Source organism: Bradyrhizobium prioriisuperbiae (assembly GCF_032397745.1).
In the GTDB taxonomy this organism is placed as follows: domain Bacteria; phylum Pseudomonadota; class Alphaproteobacteria; order Rhizobiales; family Xanthobacteraceae; genus Bradyrhizobium_A; species Bradyrhizobium_A prioriisuperbiae.
In genome coordinates this window covers 6,648,285-6,674,082 of the sequence record NZ_CP135921.1, presented here as the reverse complement: position 1 = coordinate 6,674,082, position 25,798 = coordinate 6,648,285, and the positions used below count along the sequence as shown (strand labels likewise).

30 protein-coding genes and 1 tRNA gene are annotated in these 25,798 nt (G+C 63.2%); 14 read left to right on the top strand and 17 right to left on the bottom strand.

Annotation, left to right across the window (positions count from 1 at the left end; genetic code table 11):
* Positions 1–44 precede the first annotated feature (44 nt).
* Positions 45–350 (bottom strand): ETC complex I subunit, encoded by a 306-nt coding sequence (locus RS897_RS31535; protein ID WP_315832596.1) that lies wholly within the window; start codon positions 348–350, stop codon positions 45–47.
* Positions 351–625: 275 nt separating this feature from the next.
* On the opposite strand from RS897_RS31535, the gene RS897_RS31530 reads away from it, so the two are divergent.
* Entirely contained in the window at positions 626–1,804 is a 1,179-nt protein-coding gene (locus RS897_RS31530; protein WP_315832595.1) for an OpgC domain-containing protein, read from the top strand.
* Positions 1,805–1,866: 62 nt separating this feature from the next.
* On the opposite strand, the gene RS897_RS31525 is transcribed toward RS897_RS31530, so the two are convergent.
* From RS897_RS31525 to RS897_RS31500, 6 genes are all read right to left on the bottom strand, one after another.
* On the bottom strand, positions 1,867–2,589 hold the full coding sequence (locus RS897_RS31525) for a DUF1236 domain-containing protein (RefSeq protein ID WP_315832594.1): 723 nt from the start codon (positions 2,587–2,589) through the stop codon (positions 1,867–1,869).
* 174 nt (positions 2,590–2,763) lie between these two features.
* Positions 2,764–2,840: transfer RNA gene (locus RS897_RS31520), tRNA-Pro, on the bottom strand.
* A 134-nt stretch (positions 2,841–2,974) separates the two neighbouring features.
* On the bottom strand, positions 2,975–3,412 hold the full coding sequence (locus RS897_RS31515) for a DUF192 domain-containing protein (RefSeq protein ID WP_315832593.1): 438 nt from the start codon (positions 3,410–3,412) through the stop codon (positions 2,975–2,977).
* 236 nt (positions 3,413–3,648) lie between these two features.
* Positions 3,649–4,332, bottom strand: coding sequence for a cold-shock protein (locus tag RS897_RS31510; RefSeq protein WP_315832592.1), 684 nt, complete (start codon positions 4,330–4,332; stop codon positions 3,649–3,651).
* A gap of 194 nt (positions 4,333–4,526) precedes the next feature.
* Positions 4,527–5,288: an SIR2 family NAD-dependent protein deacylase gene (locus RS897_RS31505; protein ID WP_315832591.1), complete on the bottom strand. Its 762-nt coding sequence runs from the start codon at positions 5,286–5,288 to the stop codon at positions 4,527–4,529.
* A 149-nt stretch (positions 5,289–5,437) separates the two neighbouring features.
* The gene (locus tag RS897_RS31500) at positions 5,438–5,680 is read right to left on the bottom strand and encodes a hypothetical protein (protein WP_315832590.1); all 243 of its coding nucleotides are present in this window, start codon (positions 5,678–5,680) and stop codon (positions 5,438–5,440) included.
* 267 nt (positions 5,681–5,947) lie between these two features.
* Between RS897_RS31500 and RS897_RS31495 the strand changes: the two genes are divergently transcribed.
* From RS897_RS31495 to RS897_RS31475, 5 genes are all read left to right on the top strand, one after another.
* Positions 5,948–6,142 carry a hypothetical protein gene (locus RS897_RS31495; RefSeq protein WP_315832589.1) on the top strand — a complete coding sequence of 65 codons (195 nt, stop codon included), beginning with the start codon at positions 5,948–5,950 and terminating at the stop codon, positions 6,140–6,142.
* Positions 6,143–6,678: 536 nt separating this feature from the next.
* On the top strand, positions 6,679–7,128 hold the full coding sequence (locus tag RS897_RS31490; RefSeq protein ID WP_315832588.1) for a VOC family protein: 450 nt from the start codon (positions 6,679–6,681) through the stop codon (positions 7,126–7,128).
* Positions 7,129–7,532: 404 nt separating this feature from the next.
* A complete protein-coding gene (locus RS897_RS31485; RefSeq protein ID WP_315832587.1) occupies positions 7,533–7,946 on the top strand; it encodes a Zn-ribbon domain-containing OB-fold protein in 414 nt (137 codons plus the stop codon).
* Positions 7,947–7,950: 4 nt separating this feature from the next.
* Positions 7,951–9,090 (top strand): thiolase C-terminal domain-containing protein, encoded by a 1,140-nt coding sequence (locus tag RS897_RS31480; protein ID WP_315832586.1) that lies wholly within the window; start codon positions 7,951–7,953, stop codon positions 9,088–9,090.
* Positions 9,091–9,111: 21 nt separating this feature from the next.
* Positions 9,112–10,032 (top strand): SDR family NAD(P)-dependent oxidoreductase, encoded by a 921-nt coding sequence (locus RS897_RS31475; RefSeq protein ID WP_315832585.1) that lies wholly within the window; start codon positions 9,112–9,114, stop codon positions 10,030–10,032.
* A 224-nt stretch (positions 10,033–10,256) separates the two neighbouring features.
* Here the strand turns inward: RS897_RS31475 and RS897_RS31470 are convergent, their stop codons facing one another.
* On the bottom strand, positions 10,257–11,069 hold the full coding sequence (locus tag RS897_RS31470; RefSeq protein WP_315832584.1) for a crotonase/enoyl-CoA hydratase family protein: 813 nt from the start codon (positions 11,067–11,069) through the stop codon (positions 10,257–10,259).
* A gap of 228 nt (positions 11,070–11,297) precedes the next feature.
* Here RS897_RS31470 and RS897_RS31465 point away from each other — a divergent pair, with 228 nt between their 5' ends.
* From RS897_RS31465 to RS897_RS31455, 3 genes are all read left to right on the top strand, one after another.
* Positions 11,298–11,537, top strand: a complete 240-nt coding sequence (locus RS897_RS31465; RefSeq protein ID WP_315832583.1) for a hypothetical protein — start codon at positions 11,298–11,300, stop codon at positions 11,535–11,537.
* Between the two features lie 117 nt (positions 11,538–11,654).
* On the top strand, positions 11,655–11,834 hold the full coding sequence (locus tag RS897_RS31460) for a hypothetical protein (RefSeq protein ID WP_315832582.1): 180 nt from the start codon (positions 11,655–11,657) through the stop codon (positions 11,832–11,834).
* A 168-nt stretch (positions 11,835–12,002) separates the two neighbouring features.
* Complete coding sequence (locus tag RS897_RS31455; protein ID WP_315832581.1) at positions 12,003–12,875, top strand: SDR family oxidoreductase; 873 nt, start codon at positions 12,003–12,005, stop codon at positions 12,873–12,875.
* Positions 12,876–12,898: 23 nt separating this feature from the next.
* Here the strand turns inward: RS897_RS31455 and RS897_RS31450 are convergent, their stop codons facing one another.
* The 4 genes from RS897_RS31450 to RS897_RS31435 form a co-directional block, all read right to left on the bottom strand.
* Positions 12,899–13,222 carry a hypothetical protein gene (locus RS897_RS31450; RefSeq protein ID WP_315832580.1) on the bottom strand — a complete coding sequence of 108 codons (324 nt, stop codon included), beginning with the start codon at positions 13,220–13,222 and terminating at the stop codon, positions 12,899–12,901.
* Positions 13,223–13,364: 142 nt separating this feature from the next.
* On the bottom strand, positions 13,365–13,640 hold the full coding sequence (locus RS897_RS31445; RefSeq protein ID WP_315832579.1) for a hypothetical protein: 276 nt from the start codon (positions 13,638–13,640) through the stop codon (positions 13,365–13,367).
* Between the two features lie 92 nt (positions 13,641–13,732).
* Positions 13,733–13,975, bottom strand: coding sequence for a hypothetical protein (locus RS897_RS31440; RefSeq protein ID WP_315832578.1), 243 nt, complete (start codon positions 13,973–13,975; stop codon positions 13,733–13,735).
* Positions 13,976–14,087: 112 nt separating this feature from the next.
* Positions 14,088–15,059, bottom strand: a complete 972-nt coding sequence (locus RS897_RS31435) for a GlxA family transcriptional regulator (protein ID WP_315832577.1) — start codon at positions 15,057–15,059, stop codon at positions 14,088–14,090.
* A gap of 84 nt (positions 15,060–15,143) precedes the next feature.
* On the opposite strand from RS897_RS31435, the gene RS897_RS31430 reads away from it, so the two are divergent.
* From RS897_RS31430 to purU, 5 genes are read left to right on the top strand one after another with little or no spacing between them, the layout of a single operon-like run.
* Positions 15,144–16,400, top strand: a complete 1,257-nt coding sequence (locus tag RS897_RS31430) for a sarcosine oxidase subunit beta family protein (RefSeq protein WP_315832576.1) — start codon at positions 15,144–15,146, stop codon at positions 16,398–16,400.
* Between the two features lie 14 nt (positions 16,401–16,414).
* Positions 16,415–16,666 carry a sarcosine oxidase subunit delta gene (locus RS897_RS31425; RefSeq protein ID WP_315832575.1) on the top strand — a complete coding sequence of 84 codons (252 nt, stop codon included), beginning with the start codon at positions 16,415–16,417 and terminating at the stop codon, positions 16,664–16,666.
* Entirely contained in the window at positions 16,663–19,620 is a 2,958-nt protein-coding gene (locus RS897_RS31420) for a sarcosine oxidase subunit alpha family protein (protein ID WP_315832574.1), read from the top strand. The genes RS897_RS31425 and RS897_RS31420 overlap by 4 nt, the downstream gene beginning before the upstream one ends.
* A complete protein-coding gene (locus RS897_RS31415) occupies positions 19,607–20,116 on the top strand; it encodes a sarcosine oxidase subunit gamma (RefSeq protein ID WP_315832573.1) in 510 nt (169 codons plus the stop codon). Before RS897_RS31420 ends, RS897_RS31415 begins: the two co-directional genes overlap by 14 nt.
* 56 nt (positions 20,117–20,172) lie before the next feature.
* Positions 20,173–21,033: a formyltetrahydrofolate deformylase gene (purU, locus tag RS897_RS31410; protein WP_315832572.1), complete on the top strand. Its 861-nt coding sequence runs from the start codon at positions 20,173–20,175 to the stop codon at positions 21,031–21,033.
* 196 nt (positions 21,034–21,229) lie between these two features.
* On the opposite strand, the gene RS897_RS31405 is transcribed toward purU, so the two are convergent.
* From RS897_RS31405 to RS897_RS31385, 5 genes are read right to left on the bottom strand one after another with little or no spacing between them, the layout of a single operon-like run.
* A complete protein-coding gene (locus RS897_RS31405) occupies positions 21,230–22,084 on the bottom strand; it encodes an urease accessory protein UreD (protein WP_315832571.1) in 855 nt (284 codons plus the stop codon).
* A complete protein-coding gene (ureG, locus tag RS897_RS31400; protein WP_315832570.1) occupies positions 22,050–22,703 on the bottom strand; it encodes an urease accessory protein UreG in 654 nt (217 codons plus the stop codon). Before ureG ends, RS897_RS31405 begins: the two co-directional genes overlap by 35 nt.
* 3 nt (positions 22,704–22,706) lie before the next feature.
* Entirely contained in the window at positions 22,707–24,416 is a 1,710-nt protein-coding gene (gene ureC, locus RS897_RS31395) for an urease subunit alpha (RefSeq protein WP_315832569.1), read from the bottom strand.
* Position 24,417: 1 nt separating this feature from the next.
* Positions 24,418–25,113, bottom strand: a complete 696-nt coding sequence (locus RS897_RS31390; RefSeq protein ID WP_315832568.1) for an urease subunit gamma — start codon at positions 25,111–25,113, stop codon at positions 24,418–24,420.
* Positions 25,114–25,124: 11 nt separating this feature from the next.
* A complete protein-coding gene (locus RS897_RS31385) occupies positions 25,125–25,796 on the bottom strand; it encodes an urease accessory protein UreF (protein WP_315832567.1) in 672 nt (223 codons plus the stop codon).
* Positions 25,797–25,798: the final 2 nt, after the last annotated feature.

The window sequence follows — 25,798 nt, the reverse complement described above, 5'->3', positions numbered from 1 at the left end:
AGCGACAGAACGGCGAGGAGCCGCCCGCCATCAATGTGGAGGGCTTAGTGTGTCCAGGGTTCGCCGCGCCGGAAAGCAAAATTGTCGGAATAGGCCGCAATTCGCCGCACCGGCTCCTTCGGCTCCAGCAGCTGATAGGGAATGCCCTCCCGCTCGCAATAGGCCACCGCGTCTTCCTTGGTGTGGAAGCGCAGGGTGAGCTGCTGTTTCATGTCCCCGGAGCTGGTCCAGCCCATCAGCGGCTCGATGGTCCGGGGCTGCTCCGGCTCATAGTCCAGCTGCCATTCCCGGCTTTTCGCCTTGCCGGATTGCATCGCGTTCTTGGCAGGTTTGTAGATGCGGGCAGTCATGAACGAGACGAGCTCCTGAGGTGTGACGCCAATGTCATGATGAGGCCGGCCCGTCAGGGGCCGGGTCATCACCGCCTGGCCGAGGCCCATTTCAGTAACAGGTATGGCGGTGACAGGCATGTGAGTTTTATTGTACGATTCTGCAGTTTAACAGGGCTTACTTTCCTCAATATATTCGTTCCGCAAGGCTGATACAATCTGGCTGTCGGGCTCGGGATCGCCCATGATCCCGCGTCGGAATCCGTATGAATCGGCCCCCGCATGAAACGGTCCATATGACAATCAGAGCGACACTCCCCTCAGGCGGCCGTGACCTTCGGCTCGATCTGTTCCGCGGCATCGCGAACTGGGCGATTTTCCTCGACCATATCCCCTACAACATCGTGAACTGGGTCACGACGCGCAACTATGGCTTCAGTGACGCCGCCGACCTGTTCGTCTTCATCTCCGGGTACACCGCGTCGTTCGTCTATGCACGGATGATGCTCGATCGCGGGTTCGTGGTCGGCGCGACGCGGCTGATGAAACGGGTGTGGCAGCTCTATGTCGCGCACGTGTTCCTGTTTGTGATCTACATCGTGACCATCGGCTTTGTCGCGATCAAATTCCACGACCCCGACATCATCAATGAGTTCAACGTCGCGGGCCTGATCGACAATCCGATCGAGACGCTCAGCCAGGGCATGTTGCTGAAATTCAAGCCGGTGAACCTGGACGTGCTGCCGCTATACATCGTTCTGATGGGCGTGTTCCCGCCGATCCTGTGGTTCATGCTGCGGCGTCCGGACACCGTGATGATCGCCTCGCTGGTGCTGTATTTCGCGGCGCGCCAGTTCGGCTGGAACCTGCCCGCCTACCCGGCCGGCACCTGGTACTTCAATCCGTTCTGCTGGCAGCTGCTGTTCATCTTCGGCGCGTGGTTTGCGCTGGGAGGCGCCCTGGAATCCCGCTCGGTCATCAAGTCCAAGCACCTGCTGATCGCCGGTCTGGCCTATCTGGTGTTTGCACTGGTGATGACCATGGCGGGCCGTTTCGAGACGCTCGGAAACCTGTTTCCGCGCTGGTTCTTTGAGGCCTTCAATCCGAACGACAAGACCAACCTCGCGCCCTATCGCGTGCTGCACTTCGTGATCATCGCGTTCCTCGTCACCCGCTTCGTTCCGAAGAACTGGCCGGGCCTGGAATCAAAGATATTTGCGCCGATGATCAAGTGCGGCCAGCAATCGCTGGAAGTGTTCTGCGTCGGCGTCTTCCTGTCGTTCATTGCGCACTTCCTGCTGACGCTCAGCTCCGGCTCGGTCTTCGTGCAGATCGTGGTCAGCGCCGGCGGCATCGCGATATTGACGGCTGTCGCTTACTATCGCAGCTGGTCCAAGAAACAGGACAAGCCGCCGCCGCGGCCGAAACCGGCCCCCGCGCCGGTGGCGCCATCGGCGGAATCCAGCGCAGCTTGATCGAAACGTCAAAAAGCCGCCGACCATGGGTCGGCGGCTTTTCCATTTTTATCGATGGCCGATTAGACGTCGAGCACGGCGACAATCCGCAGCGAATCTCGCTCCACGATGATGACCTGATCGTTCACCACGAAATAGCGATAGCCGCGCCATTCCGGATGCATGTCGATGATCACCGTCGGCACGTCCACCACCTGCACGGTGCGCGGAACGACCGTGCCCACATTCAGTGAGAAGTTGACGTTGGTGACCCTTGGGCCGGTCGCGATCACCTTCTCGCGGATCTGGGTGCGCTGTTCGCTGGTCATCTTGGTCTCGGACGACGAGGCGGCGCCGACCGTCGATTTGGAGCCCGGCTGCGACTGCGCGTTGGTCCCGGACTTGCTGTCCGCGCCCTGCTTGGAGCTGTCCGTGCCTTGCTTGGCGTCGCCGGTTTTCTGAGCCGAATGATCCGGCGCCATCTTGTCCGAACTCATCTTGCTGTTGGCCTTGCCGTCGTTGGCCGCAGGCGCCTGGGCGTTCTTGCCTTCGGGGCGGCCGTCAGCCTTGTTCGCCGGCGTCTGGGCCCGCTGCTCCGACGTACCGGCCTTCGACGGCGACTGTTCGGTCATGCCGGACTTGTGGTCGCCTGTGGCACTGCCGCTTGCGCCGCCACGCTCCATGCTGCCTGACGCGGTGCCACCTGCGGCACCGCCTCGCTCGCTCGGCGCCTGCGCCGAGGCCGCGCCCAAACTCACCGCAAGACCAATGGCTGCAACGGTCGATAGCAATGTTGTCTTCATCATGATCAGTATCCTCCAGAGTCCATTGTCAAAACCCCACCTGCCCGACCAACCGCGCGTCATTGCGCTCGTTCCGGGAACCGACGACGAAAAGTCAGGGAAAATACTGAACAGGCATTCATGTCGCGTGCGCGCGGCATGATGCGAAACGGACGTTGCAAGGAAGAGAAGGGAAGATGGTCGGAGCAGTAGGATTTGAACCTACGACCCTCTGCTCCCAAAGCAGATGCGCTACCGGACTGCGCTATGCTCCGACGATATCTTCAGGCGGCCATTATGGATGATCGCCGGCCGAAACGAGCCCAAAAGGCCCACAGCGTCCCGAATTGGGCTCCGCGGGGCCTTCGATACACGCTTCACGCCAAACCAGCAAGACGCACCGGAGAGGCTATTTCCCGTTAAAAAGCGGGTGCCCGACCCGGTCTCCCGCCTTGATGCCGAATTTCCGGGACGTGCCTGCGATGACTTCCAGGACCCCACGGACCGGGCCGCCCGAGGAGATGATCTTCTCCGACTCGACCTGGGTGTTCTCGGCGATGCGCAGGATCTGTCCGTCGGCCTGAATGAAGATCATGTCGAGCGGGATCAGAGTGTTTTTCATCCACATCGAGACGTTCTGCTCGGGGGTGAAATCGAACAGCATGCCGCGCCCTTCAGGAAGCTCCTTGCGAAACATCAGCCCCTTGGCGCGCTCCTCGTCCGTCCGCATCACCTCGACGGCAAACACCTGCACCCCGGATTTGGTGATGATCTCGAGCGACTGCGTCTCCGCGGCATGGACGAGGGATACGCCGAACAACGCGCCCCAGAACACCGCAAACGCCATCAGCCAGCGCAGACTGCGGCCATCCGCAAAACCGAAACGAAATCTCATGGCAACCGACCTCAGGGGGAAAAAGCCGGCGCAACCTAACGCGTCCGACGCGCAGGTGAATACCGTTTTTGCCTGGCGGCACACACTTCTTATTGATTATTTTTGGGAGGGCGGCCACGCGGCAGCTGCCAGATCGGCCCCTCACACATGGGAAGGGCCTCAAGGAAGGCTTTGCAGCCGGTGACGGCTCAGTGAGGGGACATACCGGGAGCGCCGGTCTCCGGCTGGATCTCCGCCGCCATCATACCCTTGGATCCGGGACCATAACGAACCAGCACGTATTGGCCGGGCCGCAGCTCGGTCATGCCATAGCGCCGCAGGGTTTCCATATGGACGAAGATGTCGGGCGTGCCCTCGCCGCAGGTCAGGAAGCCGAAACCGCGCAGGCGGTTGAACCATTTGACCTGGGCCCGCTCGAGGCCGCTGGTCGGCGTCACGCTGGCGTGCGTGCGCGGCGGCGGCAGCTGAGCGGGATGGATCGCGGTCGACTCGTCCATCGAGACGACGCGAAACGCCTGGTAGCCTTTCGAGCGCTGCAGGCATTCAACAACGATGCGCGCGCCCTCATAGGCGGTCTGAAAGCCATCACGCCGGAGCACCGTCACGTGCAGCAGCACGTCGGGCCAGCCATTGTCTGGAATGATGAAGCCGTATCCTTTGGACGCATCAAACCATTTGATGACCCCGGTGACCTCAACCAGATGTGCGGCGATCCCCTCGCCTGCACCGAGAAACGGGTCTGCCTCTGGCGACCGCTCACGGTTGCCCGAAAAATCACCAGAACGAAAATCATTGGAGCCAAGACCACGCGATATGGGTCCGCCTAACGCCGACCCTCCCGGCCTCTTGGACTCAAAACCGTCCGACCCCATATCCCCGGACCTCACACCAGCAAAACACGGTCAGCCACCGCGTTTAATTTCCCGTCACCCGCGCCGCCTGCAATACCGGTCCGAACGCGAATCTCCTGATTCGACGATAACACTCCCCGCCAACTCGCAAAGATAAAAAACTCGTATGCGCTGGGCTATGAACAGCCTTGCACATTTGCGAATCAATTCCGCAATCAATTGCCTGCGAACGGACCAAGAGTCTCGCCGATGTCATGCCGGATCACGAGATCGGCAAGCTCATCCTGTTCCGTCGGTTCATTGTTGATAATCACAAGTTGTGCACCGGAGTTCCGTGCCATCGCAGGAAACCCCGCAGCCGGCCACACCACCAGCGACGAGCCGATCGCAATGAACAAATCGCACGCGCGCGCAAGTTCCGCAGCGCGGTGCATCTCGTCTTCGGGCATCGCCTGACCGAACGAAATGGTGGCCGTCTTCACCGGCTCATCGCAGTCGGAGCAATCCGGTGCGTGTTCACGACCATCGAACAGCTGCTTCACCCATGACAACTCGAACCTTTTGCCGCAGCCGATGCAGCGCGCGTAGGTGGTGTTGCCGTGCAGTTCGATCACGTCGTCGGGCCGGAAACCCGAGGCTTGATGCAGATTGTCGATGTTCTGGGTGATCAAGGCGGGAACTTTGCCGGCCTTGTAGAGGGCCGCAAGCGCGCGGTGGCCGCGTCCCGGCTTCGCAGCCGCGAACGTCTCCTCCATGGCGAAGCGTCGCCGCCAGGACTCGTCGCGCGCATCCTGGCTCGCCACGAATTCATCGAACGGAATGGGGCGGTTGCGAGTCCAGAGGCCGCTGGGCGAGCGGAAATCGGGAATGCCGCACTCCGTCGAAATGCCGGCGCCGGTGAACGGGACGATCACGGAGGCTGCGGCGATCAAGTCGCCGAGCTGTTCAATGCCGCTGGAGAGACTTGAGGCGATCATCCGTGGCTTCCGTTTGGGCAGAGCGCAACTACACACCCAAACCCGCCGATGTTTCAAGCGCGCTTGCGATCGAGACCATCTGTCGCGCTCCCTCAAACACAAAAGGGGCCGAAGCCCCCTTCATCGCGTCGCTGCGTTTGCCGATCGGATCACGCCGCTTTGGACACCGGCTCGCTGGCCGTATCGCTTGTCTTGGCTGGCTCGTCCTTCCTGGGCTTCACGACGGGGGCCGGTGACTTCTTCGCCGGTTTTCCGTAGAGCGACAGCCTTTCCAGTTCCGCTTCGAGCTCGGCCTGACGGGCCGCAACCTTCTCCGCGAGCTTTTCGGTCGCGTCGTCGCGCAACGCCGCCAGTTCTTCAATGCTGAGGGTGTTCAAATCGATCTTAGCCATTCTGGCCTCCCATTCACGATACGGACGTAACGTGAACATTTGATCCAAGGCAAGGAGTCATCCGGCTTATCCACGGAACGATCGCGCGCAGTCGGCGTTTCCTTCTGCCGCTTTGCAGAGTGGTGGGAATCGTCGCGAGGGACGTTGGCGGACGTTTGTCGCCACGGATTTCATCATGGCTGCCCTGTCTGTGCATAAACCGCTGAGACATTGACCGATGTTGCCGCCGTCGATTGAAATCGCCAGCTGATTTGGGAGACCAACACAATGAAGCCAGACAAACTGGCGGACGAGTCCGTCGCGCACGCTATCGGCAACCTGTCGGAGCGCGAACTGATCCGGCAGCACGTCGATCGCACGGTGGCTTTTCAGCGGCAGATGATCCGGGAACAGGAAGAGCGTTGCCGCAAGCAGATGGCCGACGTCAAGGCATCGCTGAAGGCCGTGAATTGGCCGCGCTGATTGCCGGCAACTCGTTCTGCGCTGGAGATGCCATCGTGCGCGCGACCTGATCACGTCGCACCAAGGCACTGCGAACCGCTCGGCCTGCGTGCCTCGACGACGCGGGAAACGCGCAAAGCCGCCGCAACAGAAAAGCGTTTCATCTGCAGGCCCTCGATGGGCCTGTTCGCCTGTCGGGCCGAAACGGGGAATGTTCAAAGACGCTCGATGACTTGAGGTCCTTTCGGCCGTTCAACTCGTTTTCAAGAACCGGTGACCGGGTGAACTTTTTGCGGCGCCGTGCGTCTACTTAATTGAACGGGCGCCCCAACCCGTTCCCGAGCGGTTACCCCACCGCTCACAACGACCCAGGCCCTGCTTGTCCCCCCAGGCAGGGCCGTCTCGCGTGTGCATTGGGCGTGAAGGGCTTCCCCACCCCACGTTGTCCGCGACGGCCTGTCAAGGGGCCTGCACCTCGTTGCATTTTGCTGCTATTGAGGGCCCGCCGTGCCTCAACCGAGACGAATTCTCAAAATGTTCTCAGAAGGACAAGAAACATGCGTTATCTGCACACGATGCTGCGCGTCCGCAATCTCGACGCTGCGCTCAAGTTCTACGCCGATGCGCTGGGGCTGAAGGAAGCCCGCCGCATCGACAACGACAAGGGCCGCTTCACGCTGGTCTTCCTCTGCGCGTCGGAGGACGAGGAGTTGCTCAAGCAGTCGAAGGGCCGCGGCGCGCCGCTGGTGGAATTGACCTACAATTGGGACGAGGAGAAATACGGCGAAGACCGTTATTTTGGCCACCTGGCCTACGAGGTCGACAACATCTACGCCACCTGCGACCGGCTTCAGAAGCTCGGCATCACCATCAACCGTCCGCCGCGCGACGGCCAGATGGCGTTCGTGCGCTCGCCGGATCTGCATTCCATCGAGCTGCTGCAGAAGGGCGACGCCAAGCCGCCGCAGGAGCCGTGGTCGTCGATGCCCAACACCGGCCACTGGTAAACGCGCTTCTCACCTCACGTTTCCGGCGCTCCATATCGAGGGAACGACTGCCCTCCTGCCGTGTTGGGTTTGCAGCAGGGCATTGATGGAGGTGAGGAAATGGGACGCGGAATTCTGTTGTGGCTGTTGGGTATTCCGATCCCGGTGATCATTCTGCTGTGGTTGTTCTTCGGCCGATAGACACCCGGAGATAAATACGAGAGCCCCGCCGAGTGGGGCTCTCGTCATTTCGGACTTCCCTCGGCGGCGATCGTGAAAATTTAAACGCGGCCTTTGTGCCATGCAGCGAGAGCGCGTCCGCATGCGCGGCGCAATTCGAACTGGACCTCTCTGTGTCGGCATGGAAGATGACCGGATCAAGAACCGAGGGCTTTTGAAGCCCCGATCCGGGAGAAACAGCTTCGATGTCCACGCCCGCACGTGCCCGTCCGAAACCAACGCCCGAAACGCAGCACTTCTGGGACGGCACGGCAGCGGGTGAGCTTCGCCTGCAGCGCTGCGACAGCTGCGCCAAGACTTACTTCCCGCCACGTCCCTTCTGCCCGGGCTGCGGCTCGCGCAAGGTCAGCATCTACAAAGCCAGCGGCAAGGCCACCCTCTACAGCTATGTCATCAATCATCGCCCGGCGGCGCCCGGCTTCACCCCGCCTTATGCGATTGCGGTGGTGACGCTGGAGGAAGGACCCCGCATGATGACCAACATCATCGATTGCCCGCAGACCCCGGAGGCGCTGGTGCTCGACATGCCGCTCGAAGCCGCCTTCGAGAAGCTGGATGACGCGATCAGCCTTCCCGTATTCCGTCCGGCGAAAGGCTGATCCCATGCGCAGGAACCAGGTGGCCGTCGTCGGTGCGGCTGAAACAACCAAGCTCGGCGTCATTCCCGATGCCTCACAGATCCAGCTTCACGCGGATGCGGCGCTCAATGCGATCGCGGATGCGGGGCTCAAGCTGTCAGACATCGACGGCATCGCCACCGCCGTCGAAACACCGCAGCAGATCGCCCATTATCTCGGCATCACCCCGACCTGGGTGGACGGCACCTCGGTCGGCGGCTGCTCCTTCATGCTGCATGTTCGTCACGCCGCAGCGGCAATCGAGGCCGGCCTCTGCAAGACCGTGCTGATCACCCACGCCGAGAGCGGCAAGTCGATGATCGGCAAGCTGCCGCGCTCGACCGCGCCCGACAGCCTCAATGGCCAGTTCGAGGCCCCGTTCGGGGTCTACGGCCCACCCAGCATGTTTCCGATCCCCGTGCTGCGTTACATGAAGACCCACGGCATCACCCATGAGCAGATCGCCATGGTCTCGGTGGTGCAGCGCGAATGGGCGGCGAAGAACCCGCGCGCCTCCATGAAGGAGCCGATCACGGTCGAGGACGTGCTGAACTCGCGCATGATCGCCTATCCGTTCCGCATCCTGCAGTGCTGCCTGGTCACCGACGGTGGCGGCGCGCTGATCCTGACCAGCGCCGACCGCGCCAAGGATTTTCCGCGCAAGCCGGTCTACATCCTGGGCACCGGCGAAAGTGTCGAGACGCCGATGGTCAGCCAGATGGAAACGTTCGATAGTTCACGCGCCTTCCGTGTCGCGGGTCCCACGGCATTCCGCGAAGCCGGCATCACTCACAAGGACGTCGATCATGTGATGATCTACGACGCCTTCGCCCATCTGCCGCTGTTCGGCCTGGGCGACCTTGGCTTCATGCCGCATGAGGAGACCGGCCAATTCATTGCCGACCGCAACACCGCGCCGGGCGGCAAGCTGCCGGTCAATACCAATGGCGGCGGCCTCAGTTACATGCACTCGGGCATGTACGGCATGTACGCCCTGCAGGAGAGCGTGCGGCAGATGCGCGGCATTGCGCCGGCGCAGGTGCCGGGCGCCAGGATCTCGGTGTGCCATGGCGTCGGTGGCATGTTCGCCGCCAGCGGCACCATCATTTTCACCAACCAACGATAGTCGTCAAAGAGGATCAGGAATATGGCTCAGAACAAGGCGCTCGACGGCAAGGTCGTGATCGTCACCGGCGCGGGCCGCGGCATCGGCCGTGAAATCGCGCTGCTCGCAGCGCGCGAAGGCGCCAAGGTCGTGGTCAACGATCCCGGCGGCGCGGCGGACGGCTCGGGCACCAGTGCCGCGCCCGCCGAGGAAGTGGTGGAGGAAATCCGCAAGGCCGGCGGCACCGCGGTGGCCAATTTCGAGACCGTGGCGGAAGCCGTCCCCGCCAGCAAGATCGTCAAGACCGCGATCGACTCGTTCGGCAAACTCGACGGCGTGGTCAACAACGCCGGCATCCTGCGCGACGCGATCTTCCACCGCATGAGCGTGGATGCGTTCGAGGCCGTCATCAAGGTGCACCTGATGGGCTCGTTCTATGTCTCGCATGCGGCGGCGCGGCTGTTCCGCGAGCAGGAGAGCGGTTCGTTCGTCCACTTCACCTCGACCTCGGGCCTGGTGGGCAATTTCGGCCAGGCCAACTATGCCGCCGCCAAGCTCGGCATCGTCGGCCTGTCGAAATCGATCGCACTCGATATGAACCGCTTCAATGTGCGCTCGAACTGCGTCTCACCGTTCGCCTGGAGCCGTCTGATCGGCACCATTCCGACCGAGACCGAGGCGCAGAAGGAACGGGTCGCACGCATCCAGCAGATGGGACCGGAAAAGATCGCGCCGCTGTCGGTGTTCCTGCTCGGCGACGCCGCCAAGGACGTCACCGGGCAGATCTTTGCCGTGCGCATGAACGAGATTTTCCTGATGGGACAATCGCGCCCGCTGCGCTCGGTGCATCGCGCCGATGGCTGGAACTGCGAGACCATCGGCGAGCACGCCATTCCCGCGCTGAAGGGGTCGTTCTATCCGCTGGATCGATCCGCGGACGTCTTCTCGTGGGACGCGATCTAGACGCTACACACCGATGGTATGGAAGCGCTCATTATTGTCATGCCCGCGCACGGACGCGAGCATCCAGTACGCCCGGTGTGAGTGCCCTAAGCACAGAGCATATTACGAACGCCTGCGTTTACTGGGTCCCAAGCGCGACTCGGCTTCGCCGAGTCGCAGAGGTCGAGCCGGGGACGACACTGAGAGGAATGAGGCGCCTCACGGCGAATGAAGCGTGAGCCGGACTAACCATCAATAAACCGCGGCGCGCGCTTCTCGATGTTGGCGCGCACCGCTTCGGTCTGGTTCGGAAAACCCATCAGCTTCATCTGCTCGACGGATTCCGCCAGCAGCGCCGGCGCCGGATCCACCGTCAGGTTGTTCAGCAGCCGTTTGGCCGCGCGGATCGCATCCGGGCTCTTGCCCGCGATCTCCTTTGCCACCTCAAGCGCCGCCGCGCGCGGATCGTCGCAGATCCGCGTCGCGAGCCCATAGCTCAAGGCTTCCTGCGCCGAGAACACGCGTCCCGTGTAAGTCAGGTCACGCAGGATGTCGTCGCGCACCAGGCTGGCGAGGATCGGCGTGCCCGCCATGTCCGGCACCAGGCCCCATTTGATTTCCATGATCGACATCCGCGTGTCGGGGGCGAGAAACCGCATGTCGGCGCCGAGCGCGAGCTGAAAGCCGCCACCGAACGCCACGCCGTGCACGGCGGCGATCACCGGCACCGGCAGTTGCCGCCAGCCCCACACCGCCTGCTGGGAATGATTGGCGATGCCATGGGTGCGTGCCGCCAGGTCACGCTTCTCGCCGCCGGCAACGCCATTGCCGCCGTTTTCATTCATCGCCTGGAAGCGGCCCATGTCGAGGCCCGCGCAGAACGCCCGTCCCTCGCCCGACAGCACAACGGCGCGTAGCCCCTTCTCGGTCTGCAGCTTCGCCGCGGTATTCACCAGCGCCTCGAACATCGCCACGTCGAGCGCATTCATCTTGTCGGCGCGAACCAGCCGGACATCGGCAACGCCATCCGTCAGTGTGACCGAGATGCGATCGTTCATCAGCAGTTTCTCCCCTTCGTATTGTTGTGTTGATGGCTCAGGTAGCCGATTTCAGCTCATATTTTAAATTGTCGGCAACGGCCGGAACCCGAATTTCATGTTTCAAGTCCGGCGTTAACCTCAATGCGCGGTTACTGCGACGTGATTGGACTGCGACACCATGCGCGCGGCACCATCGGCTGGCACTGGTGTTGAACGATATCTATGTAACCTTGCATGAGGCATGTCATGCGTTTAGTCGCTGCCGCAATTCTTGGTTCCGCAATACTTGGCTGCATGGCGTTGGCGTCGCCGATCGCGGCCCAAAGTGGGCTGTTCTGGGTGGTGGGTAGCCGCATCAACGGCTGCCGGATCGTGCAGCAGAACCCGGTGATCGACGGCAGCAATATCCAGTTCTCCGATGGGCCCTACCGCTCGGAGGACGACGCCAAGCTCGCGATGACGACCATCAGCGTCTGCAAGACCTGACGGTCTGCAGCGACGGCAAACCACGTTAAAATCGGGATCGATAAAATTTTAGCGGTCCGCTGAACGTGACCGAAAACGTCGTCTGCGAGTGTGCGCCATCGATTAACGGGTGGCCTCATGACGAACATCGAATTCGAACATCTGCTGGACGCGGTTACCGCGGTGATGGCGTCCGCGCCCGTCCCCGGCGATTTCGACGATGGTCTTGACGTCGACGACCTCCCGGAACCGGCCAACGACAACACCATGGAATGGCCCTATGTGCCCTTCCCGGCCGGCTGGACCGCGTCCTGCTGACGCGCCTGAGATATCGGCAAGCGCAGCTTTAGCTAGAATTACAAACAATATCAGCCAGATACCGGTGACTTCCACCCCTGCGCCCGCCTAACACCGAGCAAAAACAGCTTTGCAGATTTTAATTGATCGATTAAATCGGGAACGGTCAGTTTTTCAGCGAGGCCCGCCATGTTCACCCCCCACCTGCTCACTGGACGCAATATCCTCGTGACCGGAGGCGGCACCGGGCTTGGCAAAGCCATGGCCGCACGCTTCCTCAGCCTTGGCGCCGACGTCCATATCTGCGGCCGCCGCAAGGGCGTGTGCGATGAGACCGCCGCCGAGCTGATGAAGTCGCACGGTGGCAGGGTCACGAGCCACGGCGTCGATATCAGAGACTCCGCCGCGGTGGACGCCATGGTCGACGGCATCTTCGCCGAGAAGCCGCTGACCGACCTCATCAACAATGCCGCCGGCAATTTCATCTCCCGCACCCAGGACCTGACGCCGCGCGGCTTCGATGCCGTCGCCAACATCGTGATGCACGGCACGTTCTACGTCACCCATGCGGTCGGCCGCCGCTGGATCGCCGGCCAGCAGCGCGGCAATGTGGTGTCGATCGTGGTGACATGGGTGCGCAACGGCAGTCCCTATGTCGTTCCCTCCGCCATGAGCAAGTCGGCGATCCACGCCATGACCATGTCGCTGGCGACCGAATGGGGCCGCTACGGCATCCGCCTCAACGCCATCGCGCCGGGCGAGATTCCGACCGAGGGCATGAGCAAACGCATCAAGCCCGGCGACGAGGCCGGCGCGAAAACCATTGCCCACAATCCGATGGGGCGGGTCGGCAGCATGGATGAGCTGCAGAACCTCGCGGTGTTCCTGATTTCCGGCGGCTGCGACTGGATCAATGGCGAAACCATCGCCATGGACGGCGCCCAGGCACTGGCGATGGGCGGCAATTTCTACGGCCTGCGCGACTGGTCGGACGCCGACTGGAACTCGGCGCGCGACGCCATCAAGGCGCAGAACGAGAAGGATCGCGCCAAGCGTGGATAGCGTCAAATGGACGCGTCAGAAGATCACCGCGCCCCTGGGCATACGGTGACATAACGATCGCGCCAGCCTTTATTAGTGCGGGTGCGTCCCCGCAATTCCCGATAGCAAGACGGTCCGCTTTCGGACCACTGCTCCTCATACGGGATATAGCCATAGCCCCAGCCGCCGGGGCCGCCGTAGCCGTACGGATAACCGTAATAGCCGAACCCGGGACCATAGAAGCCGCGGCCATAATAGCCGCGGTAAAACCCGCCATGGTGGCCCCATCCCCGCGCCGACGCTTCCGTCGTGACAACCGCGCCAATCACCATGATCGCCAGCGCGATCATCGCCTTCCGCAAGATCATTCCGTTTCCTTACAAACCAACCCGCTCGATCGGCGATCGACATATAGATCGCCCGTGGCGATCTCGTGATCAACACCGATTGTAGTTGGTTTTCGCCGTCTGTTGCAGCCCGTGGACGGACAATCACCAAAACGTCAGGGTGTTACCGTGTGTGTCCAACCCTGAAGGCAGCTCCCACCAATAGACTGGCGCCGGCGAGAATGGCGATCAGACCGGCGCAGGCCACGGCCAGATTGGCCATGTGCGCGAACCAGTACGGCGGTTGCGGCTGAAAAATCCAGTCGAGATGCAGCAAACTGATATCGAGCGGCGACGCACCGTGCCGGCGCCACCCGAGGCGGGTCAGACCAAGAAAGAGCAGCGGACTGCCAAATCCGATGAGAAGCAAACCGATAACCGCTTTCACAACGCGTTTCATGTCATGGCGTTGTGTCGATATCAGCCACTTTGGTTCAACAACAGCGCCTGGCAGTTACAGACAGCTATTTCGACGCCACTATTTTGAAGCCATTATTTTGAAGCTTTGGCGATCTTCTTGTCCAAATGGCCGGTCTCGTGATCGCGGCGCAACTGGCTCAGTGACGTTTCGTTGAGGTGATCCAGCACGTCGCTCAGTTTTTGGGTGTCGGGATAACCGGCCGCGAACCCCGGTCCGTAAATGCCGCGCAGGGTGCGGACAGGCGTATCGCCGTGCTTGAGGCCGATCTTGCCGTGCTTGTCACGATGGTGATGGTCGAGACTATGCTCTTTCACGCGACTCTCCCTGGATGTTTTTTTGGTTCTTCCGGGAAGTATCTGCCGGTGACGAGGAGATGGCAACGGGGCTCGGGGAAACCTCGCGACCATGCTGCGAGTGCGCAGAGATCTATCGGCGGCGGCGCTCTGCGCTGGGCGTTTTTCCGTAGCGGGCCTTGAAGGTCCGCGAGAAGTGACTGCTGCTCTGGAAGCCGCAGGCAACGCCGACGGCGGTCACCGACAACCCTGTTTTACGCAACAGTTCGGCGGCTTTCTCGAGCCGGATGCGCAGGTAGCACTCGCTCACGGTCTCTTGCATGTGCGAGGCGAACAGCCGCTCGAGCTGGCGCAGCGATACGCCGGCGATCTCCGCCAGTTGCTGCAGCTCTGCCGGCTCCTCCAGCGTCGCTTCCATCTCCGCCAGGACCCTGAGCACCCGGTCGTTGCTGACGCCGACCCGTTCGCGCAGACTGAGCCGCTGCGATTTGCCGGCGGGTCGCGGCTCGGTGCGGATAAACCACTCGCTCACCTGCGCCGCCAGCTTGGAGCCGTGTTCGCGCTCGATGAGTTCGATCGCAAGATCGAGCCCGGCGGTCCCGCCCGCGCACGTGAGCCGGCGCCTGTCGATGACATAGAGGCCGGGTTCGATCGCCAGCGTGGGAAAGGCTTCCAGGAATGCGGGCTGGTGATCCCAATGGATGGTCGCCCGATAACCGGCGAGTACGCCGGCGCGCGCGAGCAGGAACGGACCACCGGAAATGCCGGCCAGCCGGACATTGGACAGAGCGAGCTGCCGGAGCCAGGCGAATGTTTTCGGATCGGAGAAGGCTACCGGATCACCTCCCGCGATCACGAATAGCGTATCGCACGCGATGGGCTGCCCCACGGCTTGGTCGGCGAGAATAGCGGCGCCATTGGAGGCACGAATCTGCCGGCCGTCGACGGAAATATGGCGCCACCGATAGAGCTCGCGACCCGCCAGCGTATTGGCGGCCCGGAACGGCTCGATCACCGAGGCGTAGGACATCAGCGCAAAGCCGTCGATCAGCAGCAGCCCGAGAGTTCGGCAGATGGCCTCGTCGGCTTTGTCGTTTTTAGGCATAAAAGCGTCGCTTTTGATCAATCCTGTGACGCTTTTAGCGCGTAAGCTTCTCCTCGATCAACACTATTTCATGGCATCCGCCCGATGACGCGCTTCTCGATTTTCAGCCTCGCGCGCAACGCCCTCTCCGGCCATCGCCAATGGCCGCGAACCTGGCGCGACGCCGCCCCCCGCGAGGCCTACGATGTGGTGATCGTGGGCGGCGGCGGTCACGGACTGGCAACCGCCTATTACCTCGCCAAGGTGCACGGCATCACCAATGTCGCCGTGATCGAGAAGGCCTGGATCGGCGGCGGCAATGCCGGACGGAACACCACCATCATCCGCTCGAACTACGGACTCGACGGCAACACGCCGTTCTACGAATGGTCGATGAAGCTGTGGGAAGGGCTCGAGCAAGACCTCAACTACAACGCCATGATCAGCCAGCGCGGCGTGCTGAACCTCTACCACTCGGACGGGCAGCGCGATGCCTTCGCGCGACGCGGCAACGCGATGCGGCTGCACGGCGTCGATGCCGACCTGCTCGACCAGACTGATGTGCGCAGGCTTGCGCCCTTTCTCAACTTCGACCATGCGCGCTTTCCGATCATGGGCGGGTTGCTGCAGCGACGCGGCGGCACCGCGCGGCACGACGCGGTGGTCTGGGGCTATGCGCGCGGTGCGTCGGACCGCGGCGTCGACATCATCCAGAATTGCGAACTGACTGGATTCATTCGTGACGCGGATGGCGCGATTGTCGGCGTGGAGACGACGCGCGGCACAATCCGGGCCAACAAGGTCGGTGTCGCCGTTGCGGGAAATTCGTCACGCGTGGCGGCGCTTGCGGGGCTGCGACTGCCGATTGAAAGCCATGTGCTGCAGGCCTTCGTCTCCGAGGCGTTGAAACCGGTCATTCCCGGCGTCATCACCTTCGGCGCCGGACACTTCTATATCAGCCAGTCCGACAAGGGTGGCCTCGTGTTCGGTGGCGATATCGACGGTTACAACAGCTACGCAAGCCGCGGCAACCTTCCGACCGTTGAGGATGTCTGCGAGGGTGGCATGGCGCTCATGCCGATGATCGGCCGCGCGCGCCTGCTCAGAAGCTGGGGCGGCATCGTCGACATGTCGATGGACGGATCGCCGATCATCGATCGATCGCCGATCGATGGGCTCTACCTCAATGCCGGCTGGTGCTATGGCGGCTTCAAGGCAACGCCGGCATCGGGCTGGGCCTTTGCGCATTTGCTGGCAACCGGCCAGCCGCACGAGACCGCAGCCGCCTACCGTCTCGACCGTTTCGCGACCGGCCACCTGATCGATGAAAAAGGTCAGGGCGCCCAACCCAACCTGCACTGAGGAACGCCGGCCCGATGCGCATCTCCTGCCCCTATTGCGGCGACCGCGACGCCCATGAATTCGTCCATCGTGGCGATGCCGCACCGCGGCGCCCCACCTCGGACGACGGCTTCTACGACTACGTCTATCTCAGAGACAACATCGCGGGTCCGATGCGCGAACACTGGTATCACGCGCAAGGGTGCCGCAACTGGATCGTGGTGGCGCGCGACACCCGCAATCATCAGATGTCGGGCGCCGTGCTCGCGCGCGAGGCCTCGCGATGAGCCGCCTCGCCTCCGGCGGCCTGATCGATCGCCACGCGCCGCTCCGTTTTACGTTCGACGGCCGAGCCTATTCGGGCTTTGCGGGCGATACGCTGGCCTCGGCACTGGTGGCAAACGACGTCAAGCTGGTCGGCCGCTCCTTCAAGTATCATCGCCCCCGCGGTATCCTGACCGCCGGCAGCGAGGAGCCCAACGCACTGGTGACCTTGCGCAGTGGCGCACGAGCCGAACCGAACACCCGCGCGACCACGCTTCAGCTGTTCGACGGGCTTGTGGCGACGAGCCAGAACCGCTGGCCGAGCCTGTCCTTCGACGTGATGGCCGTGAACCAGATGTTCGCGCCATTTCTCGTCGCCGGCTTCTACTACAAGACCTTCATGTGGCCGGCGAAATTGTGGGAGAAGCTTTACGAGCCCCTGATCCGCCGCGCCGCGGGGCTCGGCGCGTTGTCGATGCAGCCCGATCCCGACAGTTACGACCGCGCCCACGGCTTCTGCGATGTGCTGGTGATCGGCGGCGGCCCCGCTGGCCTCGCCGCGGCGCTGACCGCCGGCCGCGCAGGATTGCGCGTCATCATCGCCGATGGCGACCGGCTGCTGGGCGGCCGCCTGCTGGCGGAACGACACGAGATCGAGGGTGCACCAGCTCTCGACTGGGCCCGCGCTACGCTGGCGGAACTGCAGGCCATGCCGAATGTCACCGTGCTCAATCGCACGCTGGTGTTCGGCGTCTACGACGGCTGCGAATACGGCGCGCTGGAACAGGTGTCGGACCACCTGCCCGTTGCGGCACCGGGGCAGCCGCGACAGCGGCTCTGGAAGATCGTCGCCAAACGCGCGATCCTGGCCGCCGGCGCGATCGAGCGGCCATTGGTGTTCGGCGGCAACGACCGTCCCGGCGTCATGACGGCATCGGCGGTCGCAACTTACATCAATCGCTTCGCCGCCGTTCCGGGGCGCCGCGCAGCCATCTTCACAACATCCGATAGCGGCTGGTCGGTGGCCGAGGACTTGCTGGCAGCAGGCATCGACCTCGCTGCGATCATCGACGCCCGCACCGACCCACGCCCGTCCGTGGCCACCAAAGTGCAACAGGCCGGTGTCGAGATCTTGACAGGCGCCGTCGTCGCGGACGTGCGCGGCCGCAGCGTGAAGGCAATCGATGTGCGCACAGCCGACGGGAAGATCCGTCGCCTCACGGCCGACCTGCTTGCCATGGCGGGCGGCTGGACGCCGTCCATCGGTCTCGGCAGCAATCTCGGCGCACGCCCGGTCTGGTCGGACACCATCCATGGCTTCGTTCTGGACACGACACCGTCGGGCTTGACTGTGATCGGCGCCGCCGCAGGTCATTTCGCGCTTGGCGACGCTCTTGGTGACGGCATGCGCTGCGCCGAACAGATCGCACGCGACCTCGGGCGCAGCGTCGCGACGATGGCCGTGCCCCGCGCCAGCGACGATCCATCGGCGGTCACGCCACTGTGGCATGTCGGTTCCCACGCCACCAAGGCCTTTGTCGATTTCCAGCATGACGTAACCGACACCGATGTCGCCCTCGCCGCGCGGGAAGGATTCGTCTCGATCGAACACCTGAAACGCTACACCACCCTCGGCATGGCCACCGATCAGGGCAAGACCAGCCAGTTGAATGGCCACGCCTTGCTCGCCGCCGCCACCGGCAAGAGCATTGCCGAGACCGGCACCATCCTGTCGCGACCACCTTACCTGCCGGTCGCGATCGGCGCGCTGGCCGGCCACCATCGGGATGAGGATTTCCGCCCCGAACGCCGCACCGCCAGCCATCGATGGGCGAGCGAACAGGGCGCGACCTTTGTGGACGCCGGATTGTGGAAACGCGCGCAATGGTTCGCGCGCCCAGGTGAGCACGACTGGCTCACAACGGTCAACCGCGAGGTGGCGATGACGCGCAACGGCGTCGGCATCTGCGATGTCTCGACGCTCGGCAAGATCGACGTCCACGGTCCGGATGCCGGCGTGCTGCTCGACCGGCTCTACATCAACACCTTCTCGACGCTTCCCATCGGCAAGGCGCGTTATGGGGTGATGCTGCGCGAGGACGGGCTGGTGATGGACGACGGCACCACCACGCGATTTGCCGACGATCGATATTACGTCACTACCACCACCCTCAACGCCGCAAAAATCATGCAGCACATCGATTATGCCCGTCAGGTGTTGTGGCCGGAACTCGATGTCCAGGCCACCTCCGTCACCGAGCAATGGGCGACCTTTGCGGTTGCCGGCCCGCAGTCACGCGCGCTGCTGCAATCACTGCTGCCTGCGCTCGACCTGTCCAACGAGGGCTTTCCCTACATGGCCGCGGCCGAACTGCGCTGGCGCGATACCCCGGCACGACTGTTCCGGCTGTCGTTCTCAGGCGAGCTTGCCTACGAGATCAGCGTTCCCGCATCGTGCGGCGATATCCTTATCCGCGCGCTGTTCGAAGCCGGTAAACCGTTCAATGCCGTCCCTTATGGCACCGAAGCTCTCAGCGTGATGCGGATCGAAAAAGGCCATCCCGCCGGCAACGAGCTCAATGGCCAGACGACGGCGGGCGATCTCGGGATGAGCCGGCTGATGTCGACGAAAAAAGATTTCATCGGCCGGGTCATGGCCGGTCGTCCCGGCCTGATGGATCCCGATCGCCCGTCCCTGATCGGTCTTCGACCGCTGAACGGCGAACGGCTGCGCGCCGGCGGCCATCTGTTGCCCCGTGACGTGCCGATGGTCGCCGCCAACGACCAGGGCTACGTCACCTCCACGGCGTTTTCACCAACTCTCGGCCACTGGATTGGCCTTGCGCTGCTGAAGCGCGGCGCCACCCGGCACGGTGAGCGCATCGTCGTCCACGACCCTGTGCGCGGCCCTAACCTCGAGGTGGAGGTCTGCCATGCCATCTTCGTCGATCCGGAGGGCGTACGTGTCCGCAGCTAATTCAGTTGTCATCACGGAGCAATCTGGCCTGGGCCTCGCCGCCGTCATGAGCCGCAAAGGCGTGCGTCCCGCGGCAATCGGCGCCGCGCTCGGCCTTGCGCCGTCCGAAGGACCGGGCCGTGTCGGCGATGCACGCCTGGCCCTGATCGGCACGGGCCCCGGCACCTGGCTTGCGCTGACGGAGGCGCCGGACCCGGACTGGTCGTTGCAACTCGCACACAAGCTGACTGGCCTCGCGTCCGTCTCGGATCAGTCGGGCGGCTACATGGTGTTCCGGATCGGCGGGAACGGTGCTCGTGCTTTGCTTCAGCACGGCGCCTTCATCGACTTTCATCCCGACGTGTTTCGGCAGGGATCGGCGGCGACGACTGTGATCGCCCATATCGGCGTCATTCTCTGGCAGCGCGACGACACCCCGACCTTCGACGTCGCAACGTTCCGCAGTTATGCGCACAGCTTCCGCCGATGGGTCGAGACCACGGCGGCGGCGCTCTGATCGGTTGCCGTCTTTTTCTTGATCCAGATCCACTTGAGGCGACAGTGAGGTTTTCGATGTCCGGTGTCCCCTATCTGCTGACACTCGCCTGCCCGAACCAGCCCGGTATCGTCGCGCGCGTGACGGCCGAACTTTACGCCCATGGCGGCAACATCCTCGAAGCCCATCAGTTCGACGATACCGAAACCGGCGACTTCTTCACCCGGATCGTCTTCAATCTCGAAGACGAGCGGCGGGTAACGAAGCTGACCGAAGCGTTCGCGCCGATCGGCGATCACTACCGGATGACCTGGCAGATCCGATCGAGGCACGAGCGTCGCAAGGTGCTGTTGCTGGTCTCGAAATTCGACCATTGCCTGGTCGACCTGCTTTATCGCTGGCGCATCGGCGAACTGCGGATGGATGTGGTCGGCGTCATCTCGAACCATCCGCGCGAGACCTATCATGGCACCGATTTCGGTACCGTGCCCTTTCACCATTTGCCGATTACCGTGGATACCAAGCCGCAGCAGGAAGCGCGGATCAAAGCGATCGTGACCGAGACGGGGGCGGAGCTGGTTCTGCTCGCCCGTTACATGCAAATCCTGTCCGACGATCTCTCCGCCTTCCTGTCCGGCCGCTGCATCAACATCCACCACAGCTTCCTGCCGGGCTTCAAGGGCGCCAAGCCCTATCACCAGGCCCACGCCCGCGGTGTAAAGCTGATCGGGGCTACCGCGCACTATGTCACGGCCGATCTCGACGAAGGGCCGATCATCGAGCAGGATGTGGAGCGCATCAGCCATCAGGACAGCCCCGAGGATCTGGTCCGCAAGGGCCGGGATATCGAACGCCGCGTGCTGTCTCGCGCGGTGTCCTTTCATCTTGACGGACGTGCCTTCGCCAATGGGCGCAAGACCGTCATATTCCGGGATTGAGGGTCGCGCCGATCATTGACGGCGACAGTGCTTGAAAGCCGGCTTCATTCGCGATCTAATGGATGACTTGAGGCGTTCCGACGCCTGTTCGCACGCTCCGATGCTGTAGCGTGCAGGACGATCTGCCCAGCCACTTGTCGGAATTGTACTTTCGCCTGGCGCGCCGCTGACGTCCTTGACGTGCGATGGAGCGTGATCACTTCCGGCGGCGGGCGAGTTCTATGCCGAGCGCCGCACGCCCGGCGAGATGAAATGCCGCCTCGATCCCCCGCGTCAGCGCGCCGCCATCCGGCGCCAGCAGCCGCATGGCTAGTCCGGCCCCATTCGGTGCCGCGCTCGCACCAGCCAGGCATCCGCAGCGGTCGCAGACAGCCTCGATCTCGGCGAGATCGGGCAACCGGTCCGCCGGTGCGATCATGAAGACCGTGCCGGCCGCCGCCATGCCGCCAAGGGTGCCAAAACGGCCCCGCAGTTCGGGTCCGGACATGCTGCCGCCGTCGAAGACAACACGGGTGCCGTCGGGACGCAGAATGCGGGTCCGCGTGGAAAACCGCTCGAACAGCCCGCCCCGCCGCTGCGGATCGTGAACGGCAAAACCATCGGCCATGATCAGAATCGCATCGTCGGCTACCTCGGCCGTGGTCTCGACCGAGAGCGCGGCCCCGGGAAACAGCACATAGGGGTCGCTCACGATGGCGCAGAACGCACGCCCCCTTACCGTCACGGATTGCCGCTGCACCGCACCAATCCCTCGTCCGTCATGGACAACTGTCGACGCTTGCGTGGTGAGATTGAGCGCCGCCTGTGCGCCGACGACGATGTCAAGCTTCAGCCGATCGCCGGCATAGAATCCACCAGACGCCGATTGTAGATAGAGGGTCGCGAGTTCAGGCCGCATCCGGTCGAGCTGGAATGGCCGGGTGACATGAAAGGGATAGCCGACATGCTGACGCCGCAGCACGGTTCTGCCGCCGGCCAGTTCGGCGACCAGCAAGGCTTCCGCCTCGCGGCCGGGATCAAACCCGGAAGAGGACAGCGGTAAGGATTGCATCAGCCACCGCCTCGATCCCGACACCGGATCGGGCGTTTGTCGCGATCACCGGGCGCATCTCCCGAACCCGTCTCGCCTGCATCAGCATGGGCTCGAGATCGACGCCGACATAAGGCGCAAGGTCGATCTTGTTGACCACCAGGAGATCACACCGGAGCAATCCCGGTCCCTTCTTGCGCGGGATATCGTCGCCACCCGCAACGTCGATCACGAAGAGCCACCAGTCGACGAGATCGAGGGAAAACGTCGATGCGAGATTGTCGCCGCCGGACTCGAACAGGATCAGCTCCAGTCCGGGAAACCTGGCTTCGAGTTCGTCGCCGGCCGCGATGTTGAGCGTCGGATCCTCACGAATGACGGTGTGCGGGCAGGCGCCGGCCTCGACCGCCGACACCCGCGCCGGATCGATCAGACCAGAGCGGCGCAGCCGTTCGGCGTCTTCCTTGGTAACGAGGTCGTTGGTCACCACTGCGAAATCGACGGCGCGACGCTGCAACTCGGGAATCAGCGCTTCGATCAGCGCCGTCTTGCCCGAGCCGACCGGTCCGCCGATCCCCACCCGCGCGGCGGGTGACGTGGCCGCAGTCGTCGTTTTCGCAATTCCTGCATTGTGCAGCATCGTTCACCTCAACATATAACGTCGGGACAGCGGCACTTCGCGGGCTGGCTCACAAGTGGCCAGCACCCCGTCAGCGAAAACGTCGAAGGTCTCGGGATCGACGGTCACCTTGGGACAGGCGTCGTTCCAGAGCATGTCGCGTTTCGACAGTTGCCGCGTGCCGTGAACCGGCAGCAGCGTCTTGGAAAGGCCAAGAGTGCCCGCAAGGTCGCGCGCGATCGCCAGCGGGTGGACGAAGCAGGCCGACAGCGCCGCGGGCGCCCGGCCGAAGGCACCCCATTGCGGGCGCATCAGCATCGGTTCGCACGTCATCAGCGAAGCGGCGCTGTCGCCCATCGCTCCCCAGGCGATGAAGCCGCTCTTGATGACGAGTTCCGGCTTGATCCCGAAGAACGCTGGACGCCAGACCACGATATCCGCGATCTTGCCGTCTTCCAGCGAACCGACATGATCGGCAATGCCAAAAGTTCGCGCGGCATTGATGGTGTATTTCGCGATGTAGCGGCGAATGCGGGCGTTGTCGCCGAAGCCGGGACGATCCTCCGGCAGCGATCCGCGCTGCTGCTTCATTTTCGAGGCCAGTTGCCAGGTCCGGCAGATCACCTCATGGATGCGGCCCATGCCCTGGCTGTCGGACCCGAGCATCGATATCGCGCCGATGTCGTGCAGCACGTCCTCCGCCGCGATGGTCTGGGCACGGATCCGGCTCTCGGCGAACGCCACGTCCTCAGGGATCGCCGGATTAAGATGATGACACACCATGGTCATGTCGAGATGTTCATCGAACGTGTTCACGGTGAAGGGATTGGTCGGATTGGTCGAGGACGGCAGACAGTGCTGTTCGCCGGCGACGCGAATGATATCGGGCGCATGGCCGCCGCCGGCCCCTTCGGTGTGGTACATGTGGATGGTTCGGCCGCCGATCGCCTCCAGCGTGTTCTCGACAAAGCCCGACTCGTTGAGGGTATCGGTGTGGATCTGCACCTGGAAATCGTAGTCGTCGGCGACCCGCAGGCAGGTGTCGATCGCCGCCGGCATCGAGCCCCAGTCCTCGTGCAGCTTCAGCCCCATCACGCCGGTTTCGAGCTGCTCGACCATGGGCGGCACACGGTGCGAATTGCCGCGCCCGAGGAAACCGAAATTCATCGGCCAGGCTTCCGCGGCCTGCAGCATCTTGCCGGTGTTGAAGGGACCACCGGAATCGATGCCGACCGTGATCGGGCCCAGCGAGCCGCCGATCATGGTGGTGATGCCGCTGGCCAGCGCGTGCTCGACCAGGCCGGCGCTGTCGAAATGCACGTGAACGTCGATCGCGCCGGGCGTCACGATCAGCCCTTCGCAATCGCGCACTGTGGTCCCTGTGGAGACGATCAGGCGCGGATCGACGCCATCCATGATCGCTGGATTGCCGGCCTTGCCGATCGCAACGATGCGGCCGTGGCGGATGCCGAGATCGCCCTTGACGATCCCGATCACCGGATCAATCACCAGGGCATTGCACAGCAGGAAATCCAGCGCGCCATCCGCGCTGGTGATGCCGGCCATCCCGATGCCATCCCGGAGCGTCTTGCCGCCGCCATGCAGGCACTCGTCGCCGTAGACAGCATGATCCGTCTCGACGACCGCCATCAAGGCGGTGTCGCCGAGCCGCACCGCATCGCCCGTTGTCGGGCCATATAGCGCGGCATAGTCGCGTCGATCCATTTTCGCCATGCTACGCTCCCTTGAAACCGCGCTGTTTGGCGCGCGCAACGGCCGCATCGCGGACGGCCGGCTCCGATGCCAATCCGTCCGTCAGGCTGTTCAAACCGGTGAGTTCACTGCGGCCGCCGAACGTGACCAGCGAGACCTCCTTCGATGCGCCCGGCTCAAAGCGAACCGCGGTTCCCGCCGGAATATCGAGCCGCATGCCGAACGCGGCCACCCGGTCGAATTCCAGCGCCTTGTTGACCTCGAAGAAGTGGAAATGCGACCCGATCTGGATCGGCCGATCTCCGGTATTGACGGCCGTCAACACCGCTGTCCGGCGTCCCGCATTGAGATCGATGCTGCCCTCGCGCGCGATCACCGCTCCTGGATGCTCGAGGTCTTCCACTGAGCCCGGTGCTGGGCGGATCGGCTCGTGCACCGTGACGAGTTTCGTGCCGTCCGGAAATACGCATTCCACCTGGATGATGTGCATCATGGCCGCGATCCCGGGCAGCACGTCATCGGTGGTCAGGATCGTGGAGCCGTAGCCGATCAGATCGGCAACCGATCGCCCTTCCCGTGCACCCTCGAGAATATCATCGGTAATGATCGCGACCGCTTCTGGGTAGTTGAGCTTGAGCCCCTTCGCGCGTCGCTTGCGCGACAGCTCGGCGGCCGTGAATATCGTCAGACGTTCAAGCTCGGTTGGCGTCAGCAGCATGGGTCGCAACCTCAGTTGGCAAAGAGACGAAGATCAGCACGCGCATGGCGCGCGGCGGCAAGCTCAAGGAACGGCAGGAAGCTCGCCAGTTCGCCGGCCACCGGGACGGGCTGGGCAGCCAGGTGTTCGATCTGGCGCAAACATCCGCTCAGCGCTTTCTGCCCCTCGAGGGCGCCGATCGCACCAAGGCGCACCGCCGCGGCCATGACGCCGGAGGCGACCGAATGGCCTGACGCCAGGCGCGCCAGACTCTCATCCAGCCCTATCGCGTGCCACACCGCACCCTGCATCACACTGATATGCCCCAGACAGACACCGGCCCCTACAGCCTGGCGCAGGCGCGTCGCCACAGGCTCGCCGATCCGATGATGGGCGGCCAGAAAAGAGGAACCATTGCGCCGCGATCCGTCCCGCAGGGTTTTCCCGAACGTCGACGTCTCCACGTCGCGATCGATCTCGGCAATCGCAGATATCTCGCCGCCGGCGCGGAACGCCCTCACCAGGGCGACCCGATCGCATGTCGCCCAGCGCTGGCGCAGGATCGCGGAGATCAATTCCGCCAATGCGGCAGTGCCCATCTTTCCGCGCAGCGCCATCACGCCTTCGATGCCGTAGGAGAAGGCGAAGGATCCGCTCGGGAAGGCACCATCGGCTTGCCAGATCGCCTGCAGGATGGACAGCATGG

What these genes read in the sequence shown, in the direction of transcription:
- ureC (WP_315832569.1), bottom strand. Translation starts at nt 24,416, where the DNA reads ATGGCGAAAATGGATCGACGCGACTATGCCGCGCTATATGGCCCGACA.
- RS897_RS31490 (WP_315832588.1), top strand. Translation starts at nt 6,679, where the DNA reads ATGCGTTATCTGCACACGATGCTGCGCGTCCGCAATCTCGACGCTGCG.
- RS897_RS31515 (WP_315832593.1), bottom strand. Translation starts at nt 3,412, where the DNA reads ATGGCGTTTGCGGTGTTCTGGGGCGCGTTGTTCGGCGTATCCCTCGTC.
- RS897_RS31510 (WP_315832592.1), bottom strand. Translation starts at nt 4,332, where the DNA reads ATGGGGTCGGACGGTTTTGAGTCCAAGAGGCCGGGAGGGTCGGCGTTA.
- RS897_RS31385 (WP_315832567.1), bottom strand. Translation starts at nt 25,796, where the DNA reads ATGCTGTCCATCCTGCAGGCGATCTGGCAAGCCGATGGTGCCTTCCCG.
- RS897_RS31425 (WP_315832575.1), top strand. Translation starts at nt 16,415, where the DNA reads ATGCGCATCTCCTGCCCCTATTGCGGCGACCGCGACGCCCATGAATTC.
- RS897_RS31500 (WP_315832590.1), bottom strand. Translation starts at nt 5,680, where the DNA reads ATGGCTAAGATCGATTTGAACACCCTCAGCATTGAAGAACTGGCGGCG.
- RS897_RS31405 (WP_315832571.1), bottom strand. Translation starts at nt 22,084, where the DNA reads ATGCAATCCTTACCGCTGTCCTCTTCCGGGTTTGATCCCGGCCGCGAG.
- RS897_RS31455 (WP_315832581.1), top strand. Translation starts at nt 12,003, where the DNA reads ATGTTCACCCCCCACCTGCTCACTGGACGCAATATCCTCGTGACCGGA.
- RS897_RS31445 (WP_315832579.1), bottom strand. Translation starts at nt 13,640, where the DNA reads ATGAAACGCGTTGTGAAAGCGGTTATCGGTTTGCTTCTCATCGGATTT.
- RS897_RS31505 (WP_315832591.1), bottom strand. Translation starts at nt 5,288, where the DNA reads ATGATCGCCTCAAGTCTCTCCAGCGGCATTGAACAGCTCGGCGACTTG.
- RS897_RS31485 (WP_315832587.1), top strand. Translation starts at nt 7,533, where the DNA reads ATGTCCACGCCCGCACGTGCCCGTCCGAAACCAACGCCCGAAACGCAG.
- RS897_RS31495 (WP_315832589.1), top strand. Translation starts at nt 5,948, where the DNA reads ATGAAGCCAGACAAACTGGCGGACGAGTCCGTCGCGCACGCTATCGGC.
- RS897_RS31420 (WP_315832574.1), top strand. Translation starts at nt 16,663, where the DNA reads ATGAGCCGCCTCGCCTCCGGCGGCCTGATCGATCGCCACGCGCCGCTC.
- purU (WP_315832572.1), top strand. Translation starts at nt 20,173, where the DNA reads ATGTCCGGTGTCCCCTATCTGCTGACACTCGCCTGCCCGAACCAGCCC.
- RS897_RS31480 (WP_315832586.1), top strand. Translation starts at nt 7,951, where the DNA reads ATGCGCAGGAACCAGGTGGCCGTCGTCGGTGCGGCTGAAACAACCAAG.
- RS897_RS31430 (WP_315832576.1), top strand. Translation starts at nt 15,144, where the DNA reads ATGACGCGCTTCTCGATTTTCAGCCTCGCGCGCAACGCCCTCTCCGGC.
- RS897_RS31530 (WP_315832595.1), top strand. Translation starts at nt 626, where the DNA reads ATGACAATCAGAGCGACACTCCCCTCAGGCGGCCGTGACCTTCGGCTC.
- RS897_RS31475 (WP_315832585.1), top strand. Translation starts at nt 9,112, where the DNA reads ATGGCTCAGAACAAGGCGCTCGACGGCAAGGTCGTGATCGTCACCGGC.
- RS897_RS31435 (WP_315832577.1), bottom strand. Translation starts at nt 15,059, where the DNA reads ATGCCTAAAAACGACAAAGCCGACGAGGCCATCTGCCGAACTCTCGGG.
- RS897_RS31460 (WP_315832582.1), top strand. Translation starts at nt 11,655, where the DNA reads ATGACGAACATCGAATTCGAACATCTGCTGGACGCGGTTACCGCGGTG.
- RS897_RS31465 (WP_315832583.1), top strand. Translation starts at nt 11,298, where the DNA reads ATGCGTTTAGTCGCTGCCGCAATTCTTGGTTCCGCAATACTTGGCTGC.
- RS897_RS31450 (WP_315832580.1), bottom strand. Translation starts at nt 13,222, where the DNA reads ATGATCTTGCGGAAGGCGATGATCGCGCTGGCGATCATGGTGATTGGC.
- RS897_RS31470 (WP_315832584.1), bottom strand. Translation starts at nt 11,069, where the DNA reads ATGAACGATCGCATCTCGGTCACACTGACGGATGGCGTTGCCGATGTC.
- RS897_RS31535 (WP_315832596.1), bottom strand. Translation starts at nt 350, where the DNA reads ATGACTGCCCGCATCTACAAACCTGCCAAGAACGCGATGCAATCCGGC.
- RS897_RS31390 (WP_315832568.1), bottom strand. Translation starts at nt 25,113, where the DNA reads ATGCTGCTGACGCCAACCGAGCTTGAACGTCTGACGATATTCACGGCC.
- RS897_RS31525 (WP_315832594.1), bottom strand. Translation starts at nt 2,589, where the DNA reads ATGATGAAGACAACATTGCTATCGACCGTTGCAGCCATTGGTCTTGCG.
- ureG (WP_315832570.1), bottom strand. Translation starts at nt 22,703, where the DNA reads ATGCTGCACAATGCAGGAATTGCGAAAACGACGACTGCGGCCACGTCA.